This is a genomic window from Sulfurovum indicum (assembly GCF_014931715.1).
GTDB lineage: Bacteria > Campylobacterota > Campylobacteria > Campylobacterales > Sulfurovaceae > Sulfurovum > Sulfurovum indicum.
Genome location: NZ_CP063164.1, coordinates 1,022,515 through 1,043,387 on the forward strand (window position 1 = coordinate 1,022,515; position 20,873 = coordinate 1,043,387).

The 20,873-nt window shown below is 42.7% G+C and carries 19 protein-coding genes and 2 tRNA genes; 6 read left to right on the plus strand and 15 right to left on the minus strand.

Translation table 11 applies throughout. The features are described from left to right. Nucleotides 1-59 precede the first annotated feature (59 nt). The 8 genes from IMZ28_RS05165 to IMZ28_RS05200 all read right to left on the minus strand — a co-directional run bounded on the left by IMZ28_RS05165 (nt 60) and on the right by IMZ28_RS05200 (nt 5,506). On the minus strand, nt 60-320 hold the full coding sequence (locus IMZ28_RS05165; RefSeq protein ID WP_197549673.1) for a hypothetical protein: 261 nt from the start codon (nt 318-320) through the stop codon (nt 60-62). A gap of 13 nt (nt 321-333) precedes the next feature. Next, nucleotides 334-720 carry a fluoride efflux transporter CrcB gene (gene crcB / locus IMZ28_RS05170; protein ID WP_197549674.1) on the minus strand — a complete coding sequence of 129 codons (387 nt, stop codon included), beginning with the start codon at nt 718-720 and terminating at the stop codon, nt 334-336. After that, nucleotides 689-1,399, minus strand: coding sequence for a lysophospholipid acyltransferase family protein (locus tag IMZ28_RS05175; RefSeq protein ID WP_197549675.1), 711 nt, complete (start codon nt 1,397-1,399; stop codon nt 689-691). Before IMZ28_RS05175 ends, crcB begins: the two co-directional genes overlap by 32 nt. After that, nucleotides 1,377-2,417 carry a hypothetical protein gene (locus IMZ28_RS05180; protein ID WP_197549676.1) on the minus strand — a complete coding sequence of 347 codons (1,041 nt, stop codon included), beginning with the start codon at nt 2,415-2,417 and terminating at the stop codon, nt 1,377-1,379. The genes IMZ28_RS05175 and IMZ28_RS05180 overlap by 23 nt, the downstream gene beginning before the upstream one ends. Continuing rightward, nucleotides 2,417-3,088, minus strand: coding sequence for a phosphoribosylformylglycinamidine synthase subunit PurQ (purQ, locus tag IMZ28_RS05185; protein ID WP_197549677.1), 672 nt, complete (start codon nt 3,086-3,088; stop codon nt 2,417-2,419). The genes IMZ28_RS05180 and purQ overlap by 1 nt, the downstream gene beginning before the upstream one ends. Nucleotide 3,089: 1 nt before the next feature. Then, a complete protein-coding gene (gene purS / locus IMZ28_RS05190; protein WP_197549678.1) occupies nt 3,090-3,329 on the minus strand; it encodes a phosphoribosylformylglycinamidine synthase subunit PurS in 240 nt (79 codons plus the stop codon). Nucleotides 3,330-3,439: 110 nt separating this feature from the next. Further along, nucleotides 3,440-4,156 (minus strand): phosphoribosylaminoimidazolesuccinocarboxamide synthase, encoded by a 717-nt coding sequence (gene purC, locus IMZ28_RS05195; protein WP_197549679.1) that lies wholly within the window; start codon nt 4,154-4,156, stop codon nt 3,440-3,442. Next, nucleotides 4,157-5,506 carry a S41 family peptidase gene (locus IMZ28_RS05200; protein WP_197549680.1) on the minus strand — a complete coding sequence of 450 codons (1,350 nt, stop codon included), beginning with the start codon at nt 5,504-5,506 and terminating at the stop codon, nt 4,157-4,159. A gap of 299 nt (nt 5,507-5,805) precedes the next feature. On the opposite strand from IMZ28_RS05200, the gene IMZ28_RS05205 reads away from it, so the two are divergent. From IMZ28_RS05205 to IMZ28_RS05220, 4 genes are all read left to right on the plus strand, one after another. Further along, a complete protein-coding gene (locus IMZ28_RS05205) occupies nt 5,806-8,379 on the plus strand; it encodes an ATP-dependent Clp protease ATP-binding subunit (protein WP_197549681.1) in 2,574 nt (857 codons plus the stop codon). A 285-nt stretch (nt 8,380-8,664) separates the two neighbouring features. Further along, nucleotides 8,665-9,252, plus strand: a complete 588-nt coding sequence (locus IMZ28_RS05210; RefSeq protein WP_197549682.1) for a cytochrome C oxidase subunit II — start codon at nt 8,665-8,667, stop codon at nt 9,250-9,252. 2 nt (nt 9,253-9,254) lie between these two features. Further along, nucleotides 9,255-10,895, plus strand: coding sequence for a cbb3-type cytochrome c oxidase subunit I (locus IMZ28_RS05215; RefSeq protein ID WP_197549683.1), 1,641 nt, complete (start codon nt 9,255-9,257; stop codon nt 10,893-10,895). Beyond that, nucleotides 10,895-11,050: a hypothetical protein gene (locus tag IMZ28_RS05220; RefSeq protein WP_197549684.1), complete on the plus strand. Its 156-nt coding sequence runs from the start codon at nt 10,895-10,897 to the stop codon at nt 11,048-11,050. Before IMZ28_RS05215 ends, IMZ28_RS05220 begins: the two co-directional genes overlap by 1 nt. A 106-nt stretch (nt 11,051-11,156) precedes the next feature. Here the strand turns inward: IMZ28_RS05220 and IMZ28_RS05225 are convergent, their stop codons facing one another. The 7 genes from IMZ28_RS05225 to IMZ28_RS05250 form a co-directional block, all read right to left on the minus strand. Beyond that, a complete protein-coding gene (locus IMZ28_RS05225; protein ID WP_197549685.1) occupies nt 11,157-12,023 on the minus strand; it encodes a hypothetical protein in 867 nt (288 codons plus the stop codon). A 129-nt stretch (nt 12,024-12,152) separates the two neighbouring features. Further along, nucleotides 12,153-12,998 (minus strand): thiamine pyrophosphate-dependent enzyme, encoded by an 846-nt coding sequence (locus IMZ28_RS05230; protein WP_197549686.1) that lies wholly within the window; start codon nt 12,996-12,998, stop codon nt 12,153-12,155. Then, the gene (locus IMZ28_RS05235; protein ID WP_232087521.1) at nt 12,995-14,761 is read right to left on the minus strand and encodes a 2-oxoacid:acceptor oxidoreductase subunit alpha; all 1,767 of its coding nucleotides are present in this window, start codon (nt 14,759-14,761) and stop codon (nt 12,995-12,997) included. The genes IMZ28_RS05230 and IMZ28_RS05235 overlap by 4 nt, the downstream gene beginning before the upstream one ends. Continuing rightward, a complete protein-coding gene (locus IMZ28_RS10980; protein WP_232087522.1) occupies nt 14,758-15,438 on the minus strand; it encodes a DUF2231 domain-containing protein in 681 nt (226 codons plus the stop codon). The genes IMZ28_RS05235 and IMZ28_RS10980 overlap by 4 nt, the downstream gene beginning before the upstream one ends. A gap of 112 nt (nt 15,439-15,550) precedes the next feature. Continuing rightward, nucleotides 15,551-16,228, minus strand: a complete 678-nt coding sequence (locus IMZ28_RS05240; protein ID WP_197549687.1) for a superoxide dismutase — start codon at nt 16,226-16,228, stop codon at nt 15,551-15,553. A gap of 148 nt (nt 16,229-16,376) precedes the next feature. Continuing rightward, nucleotides 16,377-16,453 (minus strand) — tRNA-Met (locus IMZ28_RS05245). A 36-nt stretch (nt 16,454-16,489) separates the two neighbouring features. Beyond that, a tRNA-Gln gene (locus IMZ28_RS05250) sits at nt 16,490-16,564 on the minus strand. 126 nt (nt 16,565-16,690) lie between these two features. Between IMZ28_RS05250 and IMZ28_RS05255 the strand changes: the two genes are divergently transcribed. Both IMZ28_RS05255 and cas9 read left to right on the plus strand, forming a co-directional pair. Continuing rightward, complete coding sequence (locus IMZ28_RS05255; RefSeq protein WP_197549688.1) at nt 16,691-17,593, plus strand: helix-turn-helix transcriptional regulator; 903 nt, start codon at nt 16,691-16,693, stop codon at nt 17,591-17,593. Nucleotides 17,594-17,817: 224 nt separating this feature from the next. Then, a complete protein-coding gene (cas9, locus tag IMZ28_RS05260; RefSeq protein WP_197549689.1) occupies nt 17,818-20,871 on the plus strand; it encodes a type II CRISPR RNA-guided endonuclease Cas9 in 3,054 nt (1,017 codons plus the stop codon). The last annotated feature ends 2 nt before the right edge of the window (nt 20,872-20,873 follow it).

Sequence of the window (20,873 nt, forward strand, 5' to 3'; positions counted from 1 at the left end):
ATTGGATCGGACCGATATATATTGATAGGGGGCGAAACAGAATATCTACACTAAGCAGACTAGATGCAGAGTACCTGTTTGATCTTTTCCTGATTGAGCTTTTTTATGAGTTTTGTTGAGAGTTCAGCGTAGCGTTCCTCATCAAGATTGAGTTTCTCTTTCAGAAGAGTGAGTTCCTCTTTCTCTGCCCATGCAGTAAGAAGCTTGAACTCTTTTTTGGTTAGTTTTATCTTAAGTGCTTCTTTTAACTCCTCTTCATCTTTGAGGGGGTGAACCAGTTTGTTGATATGTTTTTGAACTTCTTTTTGCAGTGTTGACATATATATCCTTGTATTATTTTGCCAGGTTCAGTACCATGATATATCCTATACCGGCTAAAAGTATGGTACCAAAAAGATTGAGTGCCATATTGGCGAAGGCATGTCCATATTGTCCTGATTCCAACAGGAAGAAGCTTTCTATGGCAAAGGTAGAGTAGGTAGTCAGTGCTCCCAAAATACCGGTAACCATAAAGGTTTTCAGATGAGGGGAGAGGTGGGTATTGAAATGGAAGTATGCAAAGAGCATACCAATGATAAGGCTTCCAAGAAGGTTGACCGTCAGTGTGCCAAAAGGCAGAGTGTGCGGTACATACTTGTTGACAAAGCCGTTAATGAGCAGACGCAGTGTTGCGCCCAGCGCACCGCCGCTAGCGACTGCGATGATGGTTAGTGTATTCATCGTCTATTACTTCCTGCATTTGTCTGTGAAGGTCGTCAAACCACTCTTTATTGTCCTTGTTCACCGTAATCGTGGGCAGGAATTTGTAGTGTACCGTACCACTGTGACCGGTTTTCTCATGTTCATTCACTATCCATTTGCTTCCGGTGATCACGACCGGCTGCACTTTCAGGTTAAGTTTCTCTGCGATCATTCTCGTCCCCTGTTTGAAAGGAAGCAAGGGCTGCTCTTTTGCTCTTGTCCCTTCCGGAAAGATAGCTACAGCACGATGTTTTTTTTCCAGAGACTCTTTGACATCCTTCATCAGTTTGATCAGACCGGCTTTGTTGCTCCTGTCAAGAGAGATCATGTCTCCATGACGAAGCAGGTGTCCATAGACGGGTATGGTAAAAAGCTCTTTTTTGGCTACCCATCTGAGATGATTGTTCTGCAACGCTTCCATACCGATAATATCGATGATACCCTGATGATTCATCACATACATATCTGCTTCCGGATCCATTTCCCCTTCCTGAACAAGTTTCGCACCCATTAAGAAGAGGGTAAACCTGTTCAGGTAATGCATAATAGCACCCTTGTACTTTGGGAAAAGGATAATTGCGGGTATCATGATCAGGCCTGTATTGACAGCAATAACAAAAGCATTCCAGACAAATCTAATTTTCGCAAAGATCTTCATTCTTTATCCATCCTATAATACCGTTCTTGTACTCTATCTTTCTAAACTCCAACCGTTCTCCAAGCAGTGGTGTATGCAGCTCTTTATCGATTTTTGTACTGATACTGCTTGTCTTTGTGGGCAGTATATAGAGTGGTGCACCTTGTTTGACACAGATATGCTTTTTAGGTGTATAGAAAGTAAGAAGCGTAATGAGAGAGACTACACCAAGTATGAGGTAGAAGAAATCACGATAGACTAGGAACATTAAAAAGAAAAATCCGACCAGTGTCAGGAAGATATATTTCTTGAGTTTGTCAAAACTGTCCTCTTTGGGATTAAGTTCTGTCTGTGTAACAACAGTACTGTCGAGCAGTTCGACAGGAACCTCAAGGAAAACATACTGTTGCTTTATGGTATTGAAATAAGTGAATTTCAGTTTTTTACGGGTTGTTGGAATAACAACATAGAACTCTGCCTTGACTTTCGCCCCCTCCCTTTCAAGCTCCTCTATACCCGATTCCGCTACTCCGGAGAGATGCATATCTTCCAAATTGGCTTCAAACGCCTCTATGGAAAGTGTGACAAGGTAGTTTTGTTCGTCATAGTGGGAGACTTGATGGTTCCGCACTTTCATGTCAGCAGCCAGAACACCGCAAAAGTCCTCTCTTTGTTTGAGTTTCTGTACAGGGACAGTGCGTTGTTCAAGAATGGTCGTTCTGCCGTCAGCATCAATGGTGATACGGGGAACAGTAATATCTCTCTTATGAGCTTTGTAGTAGAAGGTATAAAAGTTATCGTTACCGTTTCGAATGATCAGCGGTTTCATTGAAAGAGGGCGGACACTGTTTGAGGGATCGAACTGGTAGTGCGGTTTGCTCTTCTCTTCCCGTGAATCAATAATGGTTACCGGGAAAAGCTGATTTTCATAGACCTTTTTGGGTACATAGCTGTATTTGAAGTCACCTTCGGCATGAAGCCATGATGCTGTAAGCAGTAAGAGGCCCCAGAAAAGAATGAAGGTGCGTAAATGGTGCATCAGGCTTCAAAGCCCCTTAGCATTTTGATTCCGTCTTCACTTCCGAGGATCACTTCAAGTGCACGTTCGGGGTGAGGCATAAGACCAAAGACATTTTTCTTCTCATTGCAGATACCGGCAATAGAAGTAACTGAGCCGTTGACCACAACTCTGTTGCCGTCTGTATCGGAGTAGCGAAGCAGAACCTGCCCGTTCGCTTCCATTTTTTCCAGTCCTTCATCATCGATATAGTAGTTTCCGTCTGCATGGGCAATAGGAATGTTGAGTACTTCACCTTTTTCACACTGGTTCAAAAAGGCATTGTCATTGTTTTCGACACGAAGTGTCTGATGCTTGGAGATGAAGTGCAGGTTGTTGTTTCTTTTCAAAGCTCCCGGAAGCAGGCCTGCTTCTGTAAGGATCTGGAATCCGTTACAGATACCCAATACCCTGCCGCCATCTTCTGCATATCTGCCTACAGCTTTCATTACAGGAGAGAAACGCGCAATGGAGCCTGAACGGAGGTAGTCACCATAAGAGAATCCGCCAGGTACGACTACAAGGTCAATATCTGTCGGAAGACTCTCTTCCTCATGCCATACCAGTTCTGTAGTATGCCCGAGTTTTTCAAATGCATACTGTGTGTCGAACTCACAGTTTGTTCCCGGAAATCGTAATACTGCTACTTTCATCTTATCTGATCTCTATGCTGTAATCTTCTATAACTGTATTGGCAAGCAGTGTCTCACACATCTCTTTGACCTCCTGTTCAGCTTTTTCTTTGTCGGTATCAAGTTGAAGAACGATCTGTTTTCCGATGCGAACATCTTTAACCCCTTCAAATCCGAGTGAGTCCAGTGCATGGTGTGCTGCTTTACCCTGCGGGTCAAGTACCCCTTCTTTCAAAAATACGTTCACGATTGCTGTTGTCATTATTTTTTCCTTCCTTTTATTATAACGCAACTTGAACAGGGTCCAAGTTTGCTATGCTAACGCTGTACTCTTTCAGCGAAAGGCTCATTGTACCGGTGTGATCACGGGTACTATTTTGTGCCGAGAATTCTGTTAAGTACCTCTTCGTATGCTACTTTCAGTCCGCCAAGTCCCTTTCTGAAACGGTCTTTGTCCATACTTTCACCGCTTTCTGAATCCCAGAGTCTGAAGTTGTCAGGACTGAGTTCATCAATGAGAATGATGTTGCCGTCCATGTCACGGCCGAATTCAAGTTTGAAGTCTACCAGGGTCAAGCCTCTCTCTGCATAGAATGCTTTCAGCAGATCATTGATACGTCTTGCCATATAGCGGATGTATTCCAGTTCTGATACATCATTTACAAGTTCCAGAATAAGGCAGTGCTGGTCATTGAGTTTAGGGTCGCCCAGTTCATCGTTCTTGTAGTCAAATTCCACCAATGTAAATGGAAGTACTTTCCCGTCTTCAATACCAAGGTTTCTGCTGAGACTTCCGGTTGCGATATTTCTTACTATCACCTCGATGAGGATGACATCAGCTTTTTTATGGAGCATATGACTGTCATCGAGCATATCAACAAAGTGTGTCGGGATCCCTTTGTTATTGAGGTATCTGAAAAGTTCTGTAGAGATCTTGTTGTTCAGTGCTCCTTTTCCCTCTTCACTTGATTTCTTCTCTCCGTTAAATGCTGTGAGATCGTCTTTAAATTCAGAGATGTAGAGCTTCTCGTCTTCTGTAGACCAGATCTTCTTTGCCTTCCCTTCATAAACGAGTGACTTTTTTTCCATTTACTTTGTTCCTTTCTGTGTAATGATAAGTGCTTTGAGAATGTCTACAGCGCTTTTTAGCTGTGCATCATCATAGAGCATCTTTTCTGTGATCAGTGTTTTGTTCTCTTCTGCAGCATTGCTCTTTTCATTATTATTTGCTTTTTCTGTTTTGGGTGCTTCTGTATCTATCTTCTCAAGTTCATTCTCAAGATGTTTTTTCAGATCTTTCTCTTTGAGCAGGACAGGATCATCGGTATAGTCGATCTTTCCAAGATGTACGATAATATCAGGTGTAACGCCTTTTGCCTGAATGGTACGTCCGCTTGGCAGATAGTAACGGGCGACGGTGAGTTTGAGAGCTTCATCCTTTCCTATTGGCATAACGACCTGGACCGACCCTTTGCCGAAGGTCTTTTCGCCTACGACCACAGCGCGTTTGAAATCCTGCAGTGCCCCTGCAACGATCTCACTGGCAGAGGCTGAACCTCCGTTGACCAGTACAATGATAGGTGTGTGGGTATCGGTACCTTTTGGGGTCGCTTTATACTCGACATTCTCAAAACGGCTTTTCCCTTTTTGACTGACGATCACACCTTCTTCCACGAACATATCGACAAGACCGGTCGCCTGGTCGAGCAATCCTCCGGGATTGTTGCGAAGATCCATAATGATCCCTCTGGTATTGTTGTGTTCTGCAATTGCTTTTTTGACACTCTCTACCACTTTCTGGTCGAATGATGTAATATGAAGATAAAGTATGCCGTCGGCATCCTGGATCGTTTTGTCATAGACTGAATCGATCTTGATGATGTCTCTGGTGATCTTGATACGAAGGGGCTTAGGCTCTTTTTTACGAACAATGGTCAAGAGGATATCGGTTCCCGGTTTGCCGCGCATCAGTTTGACGGCTTCATCAATGTTCATACCTATGGTCGCTTTGTCATCGATCTTTAGAATGATGTCACCGGCTTTGACCCCTGCTTTCATGGCTGGAGTGCCTTCGAGCGGAGCGATGACCGTAAGGGCACCGTCTTTCATACCTACAGAGATACCGAGTCCTCCGAACTCTCCTTTGGTCTGTACGGTGAGTTCTTTATAGGATTTTCTGTCCATGTAGTTGGAGTGAGCATCGAGATTGGTCATCAGCCCTTTAAGCGCCTTGTCAACGAGTGTAGAGGTGTTGACCTCGTCAACATACTCTTTTTCGATCACATTGAGGATCTGGGTAAACTTGATATAGGCTTCGAGTTTCTCTTTGGCTGTTGACTCTTTGGTCTCCTGTGCCTGTGCAAAAGAACCGAAAAGATAAGCAGCTGTCAAGGTTGATACCAGACCGGCAAAAATGATTTTTTTACTTTTTTTGATCATAAGATGATATGCTCCGTAAATTAGTTTGTTATTTTATAGAAATCTCACTAAGAGGTTGCTGTTTTATAACTATAGTAATCTATAGTAAATGGTAGTTAAATCGACAACGGGTCAGTGCAGTAAACGATGTACGCTTTTTTTATGGATCATCGATAATGAAATATAAATTTTTTTGAAGCGTGCAGATAGGGCAGATAAACAAGATTCAGGAAAAATTGAATTAAATTTGTTAAGAAACTTGACAAGAAGTGACTAAAGTTGTATAATATGTAAAATTTATTTATAAAAAGGGAGTCGCTATGAGTATTTTAGAAAAGTTGACCAACCAAATGCAAGAGACCATTGAATCGGGGGTTTCACTTGCATTGCATAATAAAAACCAGGAAGTAGAACCGATTCATCTTATCTGGGCATTGTTAACCAACAGTAACTCTATTTTACATCAAGCCCTCAACAAAATGAATGTCGACAAGGCAGCTATAGAGCTTGAAGCCAAGAGTCTGGCAGGTAAACTGCCTGCAGTTTCAACTGTAACAAAAGAGAATATTAAGCTTGGGCAGAACCTGGTGCGTTCTTTGCAGAATGCCGAAGGGGTTATGACAGCAAACGGTGACCAGTACCTGGCCGTCGATACCTGGCTTGTCGCCAACACCAATGAGAGTTTTATACGGGATGTACTTGGCAAATATGTTGATATATCCGAGTTCAGGAAGACATTGGAGTCGATCCGCGGCGGCAAGCAGATCGATTCGCAGTCTGCAGATGAAACGCTTGAAGCATTGGCACAGTACGGGATAGATCTGAACCAGAAAGCAATTGACGGTGAGCTTGATCCGGTCATTGGGCGCGATGAAGAGGTACAGCGGGTGATGCAGATCCTGATCCGAAAGACCAAAAACAACCCGATCCTTATCGGGGAGCCTGGTACCGGTAAAACAGCCATTGTGGAAGGGTTGGCACAGCGTATCGTCAATAAGGAGGTACCGCTCAGTTTACAGAATATGAGGGTGATCTCTTTGGATATGAGTCGACTGATCGCCGGTGCAAAGTACAGAGGAGAGTTCGAGGACAGGCTTAAAGCAGTTGTTGACGAAGTCAAGGAAGCAGCGAATATCATCCTCTTTATTGATGAGATACATACCATTGTCGGAGCAGGTGCGAGCGAAGGAAGTATGGATGCTGCCAATATTCTGAAACCGGCATTGGCTCGCGGGGAGCTTCATACCATAGGTGCGACTACACTCAAAGAGTACAGAAAGTATTTTGAGAAAGATGCCGCACTTCAAAGACGTTTCCAGCCTGTCAAAGTTGATGAGCCGAGTATCAATGAGGCATTACAGATACTCAGAGGGATCAAGGACAGACTTGAGACCCACCATAATGTTGTTATCACCGATGGTGCACTGGTGGCGGCAGCCAAGCTTTCAGATCGTTACATTACCGACAGGTTCCTGCCGGACAAAGCGATCGATCTTATAGATGAGGCAGCGGCAGAGCTGAAGATGCAGATCGAGAGTGAGCCGACCGAACTTGCGAAGATCAAACGTGAGATCTCTACCCTCCAGGTAGAAAAAGAGGCGCTCAAAATGGAAGAGAGCGGGAAGAACGCCGCTCGTCTTGAGGAGATCGAAAAAGAGCTTGCTGATCTGGAAGAGAGACGTGTAGGACTGCAGAACCAGTTTGAGAATGAAAAAGCGGTCTTCAATGAGATTGCCGAGGCTAAAAGCAAGATAGAGTCGCTCAAGCATCAGGCAGAGACTGTAAAACGTGAAGGTGATTTCAACAAAGCGGCAGAGATCGAGTATGGTCAGATCCCACAGGAGCAGAAGAGACTCCAAGCACTTGAAGAGAAGTGGTCTGCCATGATGAAAGAGGGGACACTCCTCAAGAACTCGGTCGATGAAGAGATGATCGCAAGTATCATAAGCAGATGGACAGGTATTCCGGTCAACAAGATGCTGCAGAGTGAAAAAGACAAGATCCTGCATATCGAAGATGTACTCAAAGAGGAAGTCGTAGGTCAGGAAGAGGCGCTTAAAGCAGTTGCACGTGCGATCAAGCGTAACAAAGCCGGCCTTAGCGATGTGAACAGACCGATCGGCAGCTTCATGTTCCTTGGGCCTACCGGTGTCGGTAAGACACAGGTGGCCAAGACATTGGCAAAGTTCCTCTTTGACTCTGAGAGATCACTTATCCGTATTGATATGAGTGAATACATGGAGAAACACGCTGCCAGCAGACTTGTTGGTGCACCTCCGGGATATGTCGGGTACGAAGAGGGCGGTCAGCTTACCGAAGCTGTCAGAAGAAAGCCTTACTCTGTCGTTCTTTTCGATGAGATAGAGAAGGCACATCCTGATGTCTTCAATACCCTTCTGCAGGTGCTTGACGATGGACGTCTGACAGACAACAAAGGGGTCACTGTAGACTTTAAGAACACCATTATTATTATGACGTCGAACATTGCGTCAGACAAGATCATGGAGTTCAAAGACCCTGAAGATAGAAGAAAAGCGGTCAATGACGAGTTGAAACTCCATTTCAAGCCGGAGTTCCTCAACCGTCTGGATGACATTGTGATCTTCAATCCGCTTGACCTGGATGCTATTACAAACATCGTGGATATTCTCTTCAAGGGTATCCAGAAGAAACTGGCTGAGCGTGATATCAAGATCACACTCACACCGGCTGCCAAAAAATATATTGCAGAAGCAGGGTTTGACCCTGTCTATGGTGCCCGACCGCTTAAGAGAGCACTCTATGAAGTGGTTGAGGACAGACTTGCCGAACTTATCCTGGAAGACAGGGTGGTCGAAGGCAGCAGCGTCGAGTTCGACGTACAGAACGGAGAGGTTGTTGTCAACATCTCCTGATCTTTGCAGAGAGAGCACTAGGTTCTCTCTGTTTTCTTCTTTCCAAAAATCATACCGTATATTTTTTACCTCTCCCTATATGAAAAACATATTTTGTCTGCCTGATAATAGTAATATAGATAATTGATCTATTTTTGAACAAAGTCATAATTTTGGATTATAATATACCACTTAATTGTATAAAATTTAATCACATGGCTGTATAAATATTTGATTTAAATCAACTTTTTTACTCTCCCATCCTCATAGAATACTGAGGTCAAAATTATTTTAGGAGAAGAGACTATGGCAGATTCGATTGATGTGCTGGCAGCACTCAAACTGATATATACGATCTATGCCCTGGCAGTAATATCCGTTATTGCCTATTTCGGATATCGTATTACACAAAAAGGGGAGGTAAAACCTGCAAAGAAAGGTATTTTCTGGGCCTATGTGGCATCACTGATCGTTATTGGTACAGGGATGCACTTTTTAACATACAATGTCGTTCCATGGGTACCTATGGATCTTAACAGAGCCAATATCAAAGCAGAAAAAACGTTTGATATTACCTACAGAGACCACAAGATCATTCCAAATGAAAAACCAATGAAAGTCCCTTGCGGCAAATATGTGGTTTTTGATGCGCACAGTGATGATCTGACCTACGGATTTGGTATTTTCAGACAGAACAATACTATGGTGGCACAAATGCAGGTGGTACCGGGAAGCAGAAATGACCTGATGTGGATCTTTCACAAGAACGGTACCTACAGTGTACGTTCTACCGAGTATTCCGGACCCAAGGGAGCACAGATGATCATAGAAGATGCGATCGTTGTGAGCGGGTGCAAAGAAGATGACAAGTATGCAATGAAAGGAGGTGAGTGAATATGAGTTTTATGAATACATTGATTGAGGGGCATGAAGGCGGACTGAAAGCCGAAAAGATGACCCCTATGCAGAAGATCGCAATGCGATTTGTAGTAATAGGTCTTCTCTATTACGGTTTGGCGGCACTTGAAGGGATGATCATGCGAGCATATGAGATCAAACCTCTGCCGTTCATTGACGAGACACACTTCTTTTCCATCATGACGGTACACCCTATGGTCGGGATATTCGGATCTTCATACATGATCGTGTTCGGGGCATTTCTGTTCCTGACACCCTATTTGATGAAGAAGCCGATCTACTCGTTGAAACTTGCGAACCTTTCATGGATATCGATTGCCGCAGGAACGCTTATTATGTGGACAGCAGGATTTTTGTTTTCCTATGCACCGCTCTACACACTCTACTGGCCGCTGCCGGCAGATATGTCACAGTTCAAGGCGATCGGCGGTATTGTCTATATTGTCGGTGTTGTAGGGATCATGGTCGGTACATTTGCATATACGTACAATATTTTCAAAACGATCGTCTATACGCCAAAAGGCTGGGAAAAACAACCTGCTATGGCGTTGATGAAGTCTGCTCTGGGTATTACAGGATTGACGAACTTCTTTAAACGCAAAAAAGAGGAACATCTTGTTCCTCTGCCTATTGCTGCGATCTCAAGAGGAACGATCGATGTCGGTCTGAATGCAGTAGTGATCTCAACAGCCGGCGTACTGATACTGATCTATCTTGTTGGTAACGGACTGTTTGGGATGGACCTGAAAGATACCTGGGTAGATGCACTGCTGTACAAGAATATCTTCTGGTGGGGACTTGACCTGGTAGCTGACGGACTGGTACTTGTTTTTGTCGCCGGTACGTGGTATCTGCTTGCGATGCTTATCTCCGGTAAAGAGCTCTTTATGCAGAACATTGCCCGTGCAGCACTCTTTTTGGAGATGGTTGTATCCTGGACAGTATGGTCGCACCACCTGATGTCAGACCAGGGTCAGTCAAATTTCCTGAAAGTCTTTTCCGGTGAGATGGTTACAGCATTCGAGCTGATCACACAGGGGCTTGCTGTCTATATCACACTTGTGACGCTTTATCGTGCAAAACCGCTTAAGATGACGAACGAACTCAAGTTCCTTCTTGGTGGTCTTTTAGGCTTTATGCTTGCTGTACCGGCCGGTATCATTCAGGCGGATCTTGGTATGAACAGGATACTTCACAATACACAATGGATCATTGGTAACCATGTACATGTGGCGATCCTTGTAGGTCTTACTATGACACTTTATTCGGCGATCTATGTACTCTTTCCGATCTTGACGAACGGGGTAAAGCTCTATTCGCAAAAGCTTGCCAATGCACACTTTTGGCTGCATCTTGTCGGTGGTATCGGTATGGGTGCCTTTATGGGTATGGCAGGAATAGACGGGATGTTGAGACGTACGATCTACTATAACGGTGAGTACAACACCTATATGATCCTTGCCGGGATATGTGGCCTTATGATGTTCGTAGCGTTCCTGCTCTTCCTGTACAATATTATCATGAGTGTGGGGATCAAGGGACTGCTTGGTATCTATCAGCCGGCGAAGATCGATACGCACGAGTGTCTTCTTGAAGAGACAAAGAAGGAGGAAGCATAATGAAATATATTTCGATAGTATTGATACTGATAGCCGTAGCGCTGGCAGCACTTTTCCTGATCAAGGAGAGTGATGCTCTGCTTTTGACAGCCATCGTGGCTGTTATCGCAGGATTCTGGATCGCAGTTTTCCAGATTCCAAAAGAGAAGGAGTGATCTTCTTAAAAAGGAGAAGAGCGCTTGTTCTTCTCTTGCTGCGACTCCTCTGTTTATTTCTCGGACCGAAGATAAAAGTTCAGCTTTTATGGATCATTTACCGTATCTACTGACGGTCATTTTTCTCAATCCCTCTGAGTATTTTATAGTAGTAACCCAGACCAATGAACATGAATGTAGTACCGATTATCAGATAAAAAGCAGCCAGCATCTGGGTATAATCATCAAGTGTGATTTTAAAAACAACCATCAAAGTCTCTATTGAGAGCGCGATCACGATCGAGATCAGGAATTTCCCCAGTACTTTATACTGTTTGTCTTCAGGCTGCTGAAATGACTGGAAGAGTACTTCATGTTCAAATATCTGTTTTGAGAGGTCAAATATGGCAAGTCCCAATGTGATTGAGATAATGGATTTGAAGATATCCTGCAAAAAGTCAGTGCTGGCTGAACCAAATATGATAGCAATAAATACATATCCTCCATAGATGATCAGCATGATGGATACGATTGACAAAAATATCGACCCGACTGAATAGACTACCTTCTTATAGTGTTCATGAAGCGTGTTATGCTCTATCATTCGCAGGTGCTCCAGCAGCAGGAGTAGATCGATATCAAAGACCCTGTATCTGTCATTGTCAGCTGCAACTACAGATATGCTGGCTTTTCCTGTGCGGTAATGAATATATGGATTGGACACATATACGCCTTTATCATCAAGTCTCAGACTTCTAAAATAGTGACTCTTGTCACTGCCTAATCCTTCGGTGTCTTTACCTCTGTGACATACGGTAGGAGTCGTCTGCATGTATTTTTGGTCCACTTCATACATAAGTTGTATGAAGTGGTATTGTTTCAGTGTCTTCCCTGCCGAACCTATATAGTCGACAGGCAGGCTCTCAACCACAGAGTGTATATATTTTTCTATGGATATTTTATTGATTTTGTAAATATTTACGATCTCTTTCATGGCTGATACCTATCCTTCAATAGTTTTATGTTTTTTCTCCGGTTTGTGTACGTTAAACACTTCGCAGATGCTCAGGTTGCCTGATCACAGCAGAGTGCCATTCTGCATCACTGTCCGTATGCTGTGGTCTCAGTATGCTCCAAAGAGCAGTTGCAGCTTATCAATGTCGTGGGATAGGCTGTAAAGTGCTCTTGTATCATCTCCCCGGAGATTTTCTTCAAAGGTGCTCTGCATGGTTTGATAGAAAATACCGATGGGGACAGGGGCATTCTCCAGAGCCTTCTGCATTGCAGAGAGCAGGTTGCTGCTGTCATGGGAGTCTTCTATTTCAGCAGTATTCTCTTTGAACCATTTGTAGGTATTTACCTTGTTGAACACCACGCAGGGCTGGAAGACATCGACCAATGCATATCCTTTGTGTAGAAATGCCTCTTTGAGTACGCTCTTGGCATGGGTGTAGTTCCCTATATTGACACGCGATACGAAACCTGCCTTCAGTGCAAGAGCGACCGAAACAGGGTTGAAGGGTTCGTTGTTGACACCTTTGACCTGTACGGGAGTTTTGAATCCTTTTTGGCTTGTGGGAGATGCCTGTCCTTTGGTAAGACCATATACCATATTGTTATGTACGATATGGACAATATCGGGATTTCGCCTGATGGTATGCAGAAAGTGGTTGCCTCCCTCACCGTACATATCTCCGTCTCCTCCCTCGGCAATGACGGTGAGTGCCGGGTTTGACAGCTTCAGTGCCGCAGATACGGGAAGAGCACGTCCATGCAGACCGCAAAACATATGTGTACCGATGTAGTAGGGTGTTTTGGCGGCCTGGCCGATACCTGAAACGATCACCGTGTTCTTTGGATCGAGTTCAAGTTCCGTCAGTACCTCTTTAAGAAGCTTCAATATTGCAAAATTGCCGCACCCGGGACACCATGCATTGTCTATATCTGTTCTGTCAAGCGGATGTTTCATTTCTGCTCCTTCACAAGGTTATACAGCTTTTCTTTGAGAAGGTCTGTAAAAAAGGCAAAACCGTCAGCCTGAAGAATACGGTGATGGATGTCGATATCATGCTTTTTCAAAATATCCGAGAACTCTCCTGTAACGTTGTTCTCTATGACAATATTGGTTTTTGTCTCTTTCAGCATCTCCAGGTGCCGGGGATCGAGTGGGTGTACCCAGACAAAATGTACCTGGAAGAGGCGCGGATCGGCCAGTTCCCTGAGTACTTCGGTTATCACACCTTTGGTAGAACCCCATCCAATCACTGCAATGCTTCCTTCTCCCATGACTTTGGGAGAGTGTGCTTCCAAGATGGCTAAAGAGATCTTTTTTTTCCGTTTTTTCACCATCTTGTCACGCATATGGGAGCTTTCTGTGATCTGACCGCGTTCATCATGTTCATCACTGGTTGAAACGACCAGTCCCTCTCCCAAACCGGGAACTCCGCGGGGAGTAATGCCGTTCTCTGTGAATTTGTAGCGCTCATATAGTGCATCGGTGGGCAGAATGTAACGCCGCTGTACATAGGCGGAAAAATCAACCCTTTTGAGCATACCTATGGAGTCAGCCAGATACTGGTCTGAAAGAGTGATAACCGGCATCTGGTACCTGTCTGCCAGTTCAAAAGCCAGATAGCCGAAGTCAATGCACTCCTGCAGATCTCCGGGTGCCAGGACGATACGTCCGAAATACCCATGTCCGCTGTAGATGGCAAGGTTAAGGTCACCCTGTTCACTTCGTGTGGGCAGACCTGTAGCAGGGCCGGGACGCTGTGCAAGATAGATCACGGCGGGGGTCTCGCTCATACCTGAAAGACTGACTGCTTCACTCATCAGTGCAAATCCGCCTCCGGAGGTGGAGGTCATCGCACGTGCTCCGCCGAACCATCCGCCCAGTACCATGTTCAGTGATGCGATCTCATCTTCACTCTGTTCCACCAGCAGGGTAAAATGTTCGGACATAGAAGCCATAAAGTTCAGCACTCCTGTAGAAGGGGACATGGGATAGGCTGTTATCATATTGCATCCTCCGGCCAGAAAACCGAATCCGGATGCGGAAGAGCCGTCCATCAAGTGCATGCTGTTGGTCTTTTGCTGGAGCTGTCCGGGAAGTTTCGGAAACGGAAGATCTTTCAGACTTTGGCCGTACACTACTCCTTGATGCATTGCTGCTTTATTCTTGTGTATCTCCTCTTCATCAAACAAAGCCTCCATGCTTTCAGTCAGTACAGCCTCATCCAGACCGAAAATACCGAATATGACACCGGTGACATAACTGTTTGCATAATGTCTGCCTCCAAGTTCTTTGAGGGCCCGTGACACAGGTATCTTCGTAATCTCTATCTCTTCATGTGTTATATTTTCATCGGCGAGGACAATGGTGTGGTCTGTAAGGCGTTCGTGCGCATGGGAGAGGGCATCTGTATCCAGTGCTATGAAGATATCGGTATACCAGCAGGGTGCATTTACGGGAGCGTCAGCAATACGTAGCAGTGTGGTGTTCGATCCGCCGCGTACTCTGGACATATACTCCTTCGTGGAGAAGACAAAATATCCGCTTCTTTTGAATGCACCGGTCAAGATCTTTTCCAGTGTCATTATCCCCGTACCCGCAGCCCCTCCGATAAGAATGGAGATGCTGTCTCTACCGGGGAGCTCTTCCTCTCTCTTTTCAGGCAGTGATACGGCCTGATCGGATATCGTTGCCTCAAATGGCACTTTCGTTTCATTCATTTTGACCTCTTTGCAGGCCAGGTCAGTTTGGCGCCATAGTATGCTGTAACTGTAACTGTAGCAGTTGTAATAAGTACGATGGCATGGTAAATGATACCCGGCAGATTGGGTGTATAGACGATATTGGGATCATCAAGGTAGAGGATAACCGCAGCTGTTCCGAGCAGAAGTGTAATGATAGAGAGTACCAGCTTTACAATAAAGATATATGTCATGGCAAGGCTGTAGTTTATCCACCAGCTTAAAATACCGGGGACCATGGCCAGAGCTCCTGTGACTGTAGCTGCAAAGAAAGTATAGAAAACAGCTGAGGCATAAGAGTCAGCCGGGGAGAAGAGAAATATCAGATCCAGTCCGCCTGCAAAAATATGCAGTGCAATAGGAAAGTGAACGAAGATAGGATGGGGATGATATTTTCTATACCACTCAATCCAGTATGTTTTTCCGGTATCACTCCCTGTCAGTCTGTCGACGATTGTAAAGCCGGAAAAAACTTCATCTGAATGGGGTGCCTTCTCTATGGATGCCGTAAGGTCTGCCCCTGCTGTATGTATTTTTTTGTGAATACCGCCTTTCCATAAAGGACTCTCTGTGACATCATACACGTTTCCTTTATAGGCTATATAAGCTTTGCGTCCGTTCTTTCCGTTATATTGCTTCAGCTCTTTTAGGGTCATCTATATCCTCCTTCAGAGGGGTGTTATCGGTTTGTGGTACCTGACTGCTTCTATTTTTTCAGCTCTCTGCAGTATGGGTTTCCTGCCTCTCTTGTTTGGAGCAGCTGCGTTTTCAGGTGTTGGTATGCTCCATTTTGTCTATAGTATCTATATAGTCACATACTTCACTGTTGTCGTTGCAGGGGTCTAAAAATCCATGGCGTGTCTCAGAGAATGCTTCGAGGTTCTGTGAAACAAAATCCCAATTGATCAGGTTCCACCATTTTTCAAGGTAGTCTGCTCTTGCATTTCTACAGTCAATGTAATAGGCATGTTCCCATACATCACAGGTTAGCAAAGGGGTGTGTTTTGTCAACAGGGGATTGTCGGCATTGGATAATGGTTCGATCACCAGTGATTCGGAACTGTCTATGCTCAACCATACCCATCCGGAACCAAAGAGTCCTGCGGCCGTCTCCAGAAATCTCTTTTTAAATTCCTCAAGAGAACCGAAGTTCCTTTCGAAGTGATCCAGCAGTTTTTTTGAAGGTGTGGTGCTTCTGCCCGTCATTCCGTTAAAATAGAAGTCATGGTTATAGACCTGTGCCGCATTGTTGAAAATACCGCCTTCGGCTTGTTGAATGATATCTTCAAGTTTCATATCTTCATATTTGGTACCTTTTATAAGTCTGTTCAGGTTGTTGATATACCCTGCATGGTGCTTGCCATAGTGATATTGGATTGTTTCTTTGGAGATATGAGGTTCCAGTGCATCCATATCAAAAGGCAGATCCATTAATAGATGTGTCATTGTTGATCCTTTTTTGTTTAAATAGTCTTATAGTTATAGTAGATAGAATGTGTGTAATACACGTGTAGTTTTTTGTAGCAAGTAATAAAGATGATATGAATGGTTTTTTTAAGTTGTGTTATATAAAGTTGATGTAGTGGGATTGTTTTGGTTGCGAGAGGCGGATTTGAACCACCGACCTTCGGGTTATGAGCCCGACGAGCTACCAAACTGCTCTATCTCGCGACAATTAAAAAGAAGTGTTTGGACACAATATCCAAGTGGATGGGGTAGAGGGATTCGAACCCCCGAATATCGGTACCAAAAACCGAGGCCTTACCGCTTGGCGATACCCCAATCGTTAAGCATCAACTGCTTATGTGGACGGCATTATAGCACCAAATGACTTGCTTGTCAAGAGGTTTTGGAAAAAAATTTAAAAATTTTGTTTGGCGTGAAAAATTATTTGTGTATAATCACTTTATGAGCCATAAAAAACACCCACAACCTGTTGAACGAATAGTGAATATTTTGAAGCGTCTGTATGCATTTGAGAGGCTTCGTGCCAGTCGTATTGCCATGGAGTATGGCGTAAGTACAAAAACCATTTCAAGAGATATGAAAAAGATAGGCAAGATCATTCCTCTTATTTCAAAAAGAGGCATTTACCGTATCGATACATCAAAGATGGCACATCTTAACAGCCTGCCGTCAGCAATGCTGCACTCTTTTGCTTCTAATGCCGGACTGAGTATAGACTGCCTGCAGGGTTCGGAGGAGAGTATCCCTGTGATCTCATTTGCCATTGCCTATGACGGTATTCCAAAAGAGATCGCAGAAGAGATCATAGAGAGTATAGAAAAGGGGTGTAAATGCCGATTTGTATATACCAACAACCAGGGTATTTCAAGTATCAAAACCGTTTCACCCGTCAAGCTCTACACAGCCAAAGGCAAATGGTATCTGCTTGCCAAAGATGATGTCAGGAGTGAAGTGAGGCCTTTTGACTTTCTCAAGATCAGAGAGTTCGAGCTTCTTTCCGGTGTACCGCACGACCTGACACAGGCTGAGATAGAGGAAGCCAACAACAGAGCCTCCGTCTGGACGAGTTCGGGTCAAAAACCTTTTGAGGTGCGTCTGCATGTCTCAGCCTATGCCAAACGCTACCTGCTTGAGGTTCCTCTGCACAAAAGCCAGACTTTGGAGTCTCCGCACACGGACGGCACTGCCACCTTTACATACCAAATAACACACAACATGGAACTACTCCCAGAGATCAAGAACTGGATACCTCACATCCAGGTCATAGAACCAAAAGAGCTTAGGGCTGCTTTGAGGGAAGATGTGGAGAACTTTTTACGGCAAATGGATGAAATGGACATATAGGTGTCCGTAGGGTTGTGGTATTATATCAAAATGTCATATCTAGATTAAGATTGCTAAATTTTTGAAGGAAATTGGAGATAAAGAGGTGAAGTTTTTGAGGATGACAACTTAATGTCAGTTCAACCTTGCTCGGAACTTCAAAACCGATTATTATAGCACTTTCGTGTCCCCACACAAATAAGCTATGAGGTATAATAAACAAAAATTCTTTAAAGGGAGATAAAATGGGGAAGATGTATCAGAGGATTTTAGGACTTGATATAGGGATAGCATCGATTGGATGGGCGGTAATAGATTATTCAAAAGAAGATGCTACACAAAACAAGATAATAAAAAGTGGTGTACGTATATTTACACAAGCTGAACATCCTAAAGATGGAAGTTCTTTGGCACTTCCAAGACGATTGGCACGAGGAGCAAGACGTACACTCAAAAGAAAACGTCAAAGAATGAAAGCTATTAAAAGACTTTTTATAGAGTATTTTTCTTTGACAGAAGGTGACCTTTTTGTAGGGAAAACCGATAAGACAATCTACAGTAAAAAAGGTCGTGTGGATGTATGGCAGCTTAGAGCTGAAGCTGTTAGCAGGGTATTGAACAATGAAGAGTTTGCAAGGGTATTAACCCATATTGCAAAACGAAGAGGCTATAAGTCAAATAGAAAAGTAGAAGAGAAGAGTGACAGTGAAGGCAAAAAGGTTTTGGGTGCGATTGAGCATAATGTAACACTGTTAAAAGAGTATGAAACCATTGGGCAGGCTATTTATGAGACAACCAAAGATACAGGTATAAGAAGAAATAAAGAAAAGGACTATTCGCATAGTGTATCAAGAGAGATGCTTTTGGATGAAGTAGAAGTGATTTTCAAAAAACAGAGTTCTTTTGGTAACACATTAGCGACAGATGTAATAAAAGAAAAATATGTTGAGATAGCTTTTTCACAAAAAGACTTTGCTTCTGTGGACAAAATGGTGGGAAAATGTACATTTGAAAAAGATGAACTGAGGGCTGCCAAAAGAACCTATAGTGCAGAAGAGTTTGTAACACTTACTAAACTTATTAATACAAAAATAGAACTGGAAGACGGCTCTTATCGGAGATTAACCAAAGAAGAGTTAGAAAAGATTATTCTTCTATGCAGACAGAGTGAAAAGCCAAGCTATATTAAGATACGAGAGACTATTGGGCTTGAACCCACTTCAAAATTTAAAAATATAGATGAATATGAAATAGATAAAAAGACAGGTGAAGTACTAAAAAAGAAGCCTGTAAAGTTTGTGAGCGCATTTAAAGGTTTTCATACACTTAGAAAAGTGGTAGAAAAAACACTTTCTAAAACACATTGGCATAATATTTCACAAGATACAAAACTTTTGGATGAAATAGCAACAGTTTTTTCTATCCACAAAAGTGATGAGAAGATACAAGAAGCATTGAGTGATTTAGAATTTTCTATGCTTAACGAAAATGAAACAGAACTTTTAAAAGAGGCTCTTATCGCATCGATCAATTTCGATCAGTTTATCTATCTTAGTTTAAAAGCATTAGATAAGTTACTGCCACATATGCGAGATGGTAAACGCTATGATGAAGCAGTAACAGCAGTAGGGTATGAAAAATCATCAGGAACTAAAGCAAAATTTTTACGTGCATTAAACAATGATGAACAGAAAGAACTTACAAACCCTGTTGTAAAAAGAGCTATTGCACAAACAAGAAAAGTGATTAATGCACTCATTCGTGAGTATGGACAGTTTGACAGTGTACATATTGAGCTCACAAGAGAGATAAAAAAGAGCCATAAAGATAGAAAAAAAATAGAAGATGGGCAAAAAGAGTATCAAAAATTTAAAGAAGCAGTTGTCGCAGACTTTATAGAGAAATTTGGAAGGGAACCAAAAGGCAACGAATTACTTAAATTCAGGCTTTGGAAAGAGCAGGATGGGTACTGTGCCTATAGTGGTTTTATGGGAGAAAAAGGCTATATCAAGCCTGAAAAACTTATATCAGATGTAAAATATGCTGAGATAGATCATATTTTACCTTATAGCCGAAGTCTTGATGATGGGCTTAACAATAAAGTCTTATGTCTTGCCAAAGAGAATCAAAACAAGAAAAATCGAACACCTTTTGAATATTTTAATGAGATAAATAGAGATTGGTATAGTTATGAAATTTTCGTGAACAATATGTTGAAAAATCTTAATAGAGCAAAACGTCAAAGATTGTTAAAAAAGAATTTTGATGAAAACTCCGAAAAAGAGTTTAGAGAACGTAATATACGCGATACAGCCTATATGGCTCGATATATCAAAAACTTTATAGAAAACAATCTCGAACTGAGAGGTGAAGGTAAAAATAATGTTGTAACCATAAATGGAACATTGACCAATATGCTTAGGCATAATTGGGGAGTAGGCAACAAGAGTAGAGAGACACACCTGCATCATGCTGTTGATGCGATTATTATCGCATTTGCAACACAGAGTGAGATACAGAGGCTCTCTACACTCTCTGCAAAAAGAGATGGGTTTGCTTATGAAAAAAGTAAAGAGAAATCAAAAAAATTTAAATTTATTCCACCTATGGAAAACTTTAGAGATGAAGTACAGAAGAGTATAGATGAGATATTTGTTTCTAATTCTCCTAGACGTAAGGTAACAGGTGCAGCTCATGAAGCAACAATCTATAGCCCTAAGACATTTATTGCCAATAAAAAATCAGATAAGCCATCCATCTTAGCTGGTAGCAGTAGGCAGAAAACGGTTGTACTCAATGGTGGAAAAAGTCTTGCCAAAAATGATACGATGCCAAGAGTAGATATTTTTCAACACAAAAAAAATGGTAAGTATTATGTAGTACCTCTGTATGTTTCAGACTTTGTTAAAAAAGAGTTGCCAAACAAAGCGATTGTACAAGGGAAAAACAAAGATGGTACTCCCAAAGAGTGGCTGGAAATGGATGAAAATTACCAATTTAAATTTTCTTTATTTAAAGATGAACTTGTAGAAATACAGACAAAAAAAACTGCGAGTAAAGAGGCAAAAAATATTGTAGGATATTTTGTATCTGCACATAGTGGTACTGGGGCTATTTTATTAAAAAGTCATGATAACTCTGAACTTAATGGTTTCAAAAGAAATTCATCTAATAGTTGTGAAATAAGCTTAGGCATACAAAATGTTGAATATGTAAAAAAATATCAAGTTGATGCATTGGGAAACAGGCGAGAAGTCAAACAAGAACAACGTATTATGACTACAAAAAAGAAAAGATAACA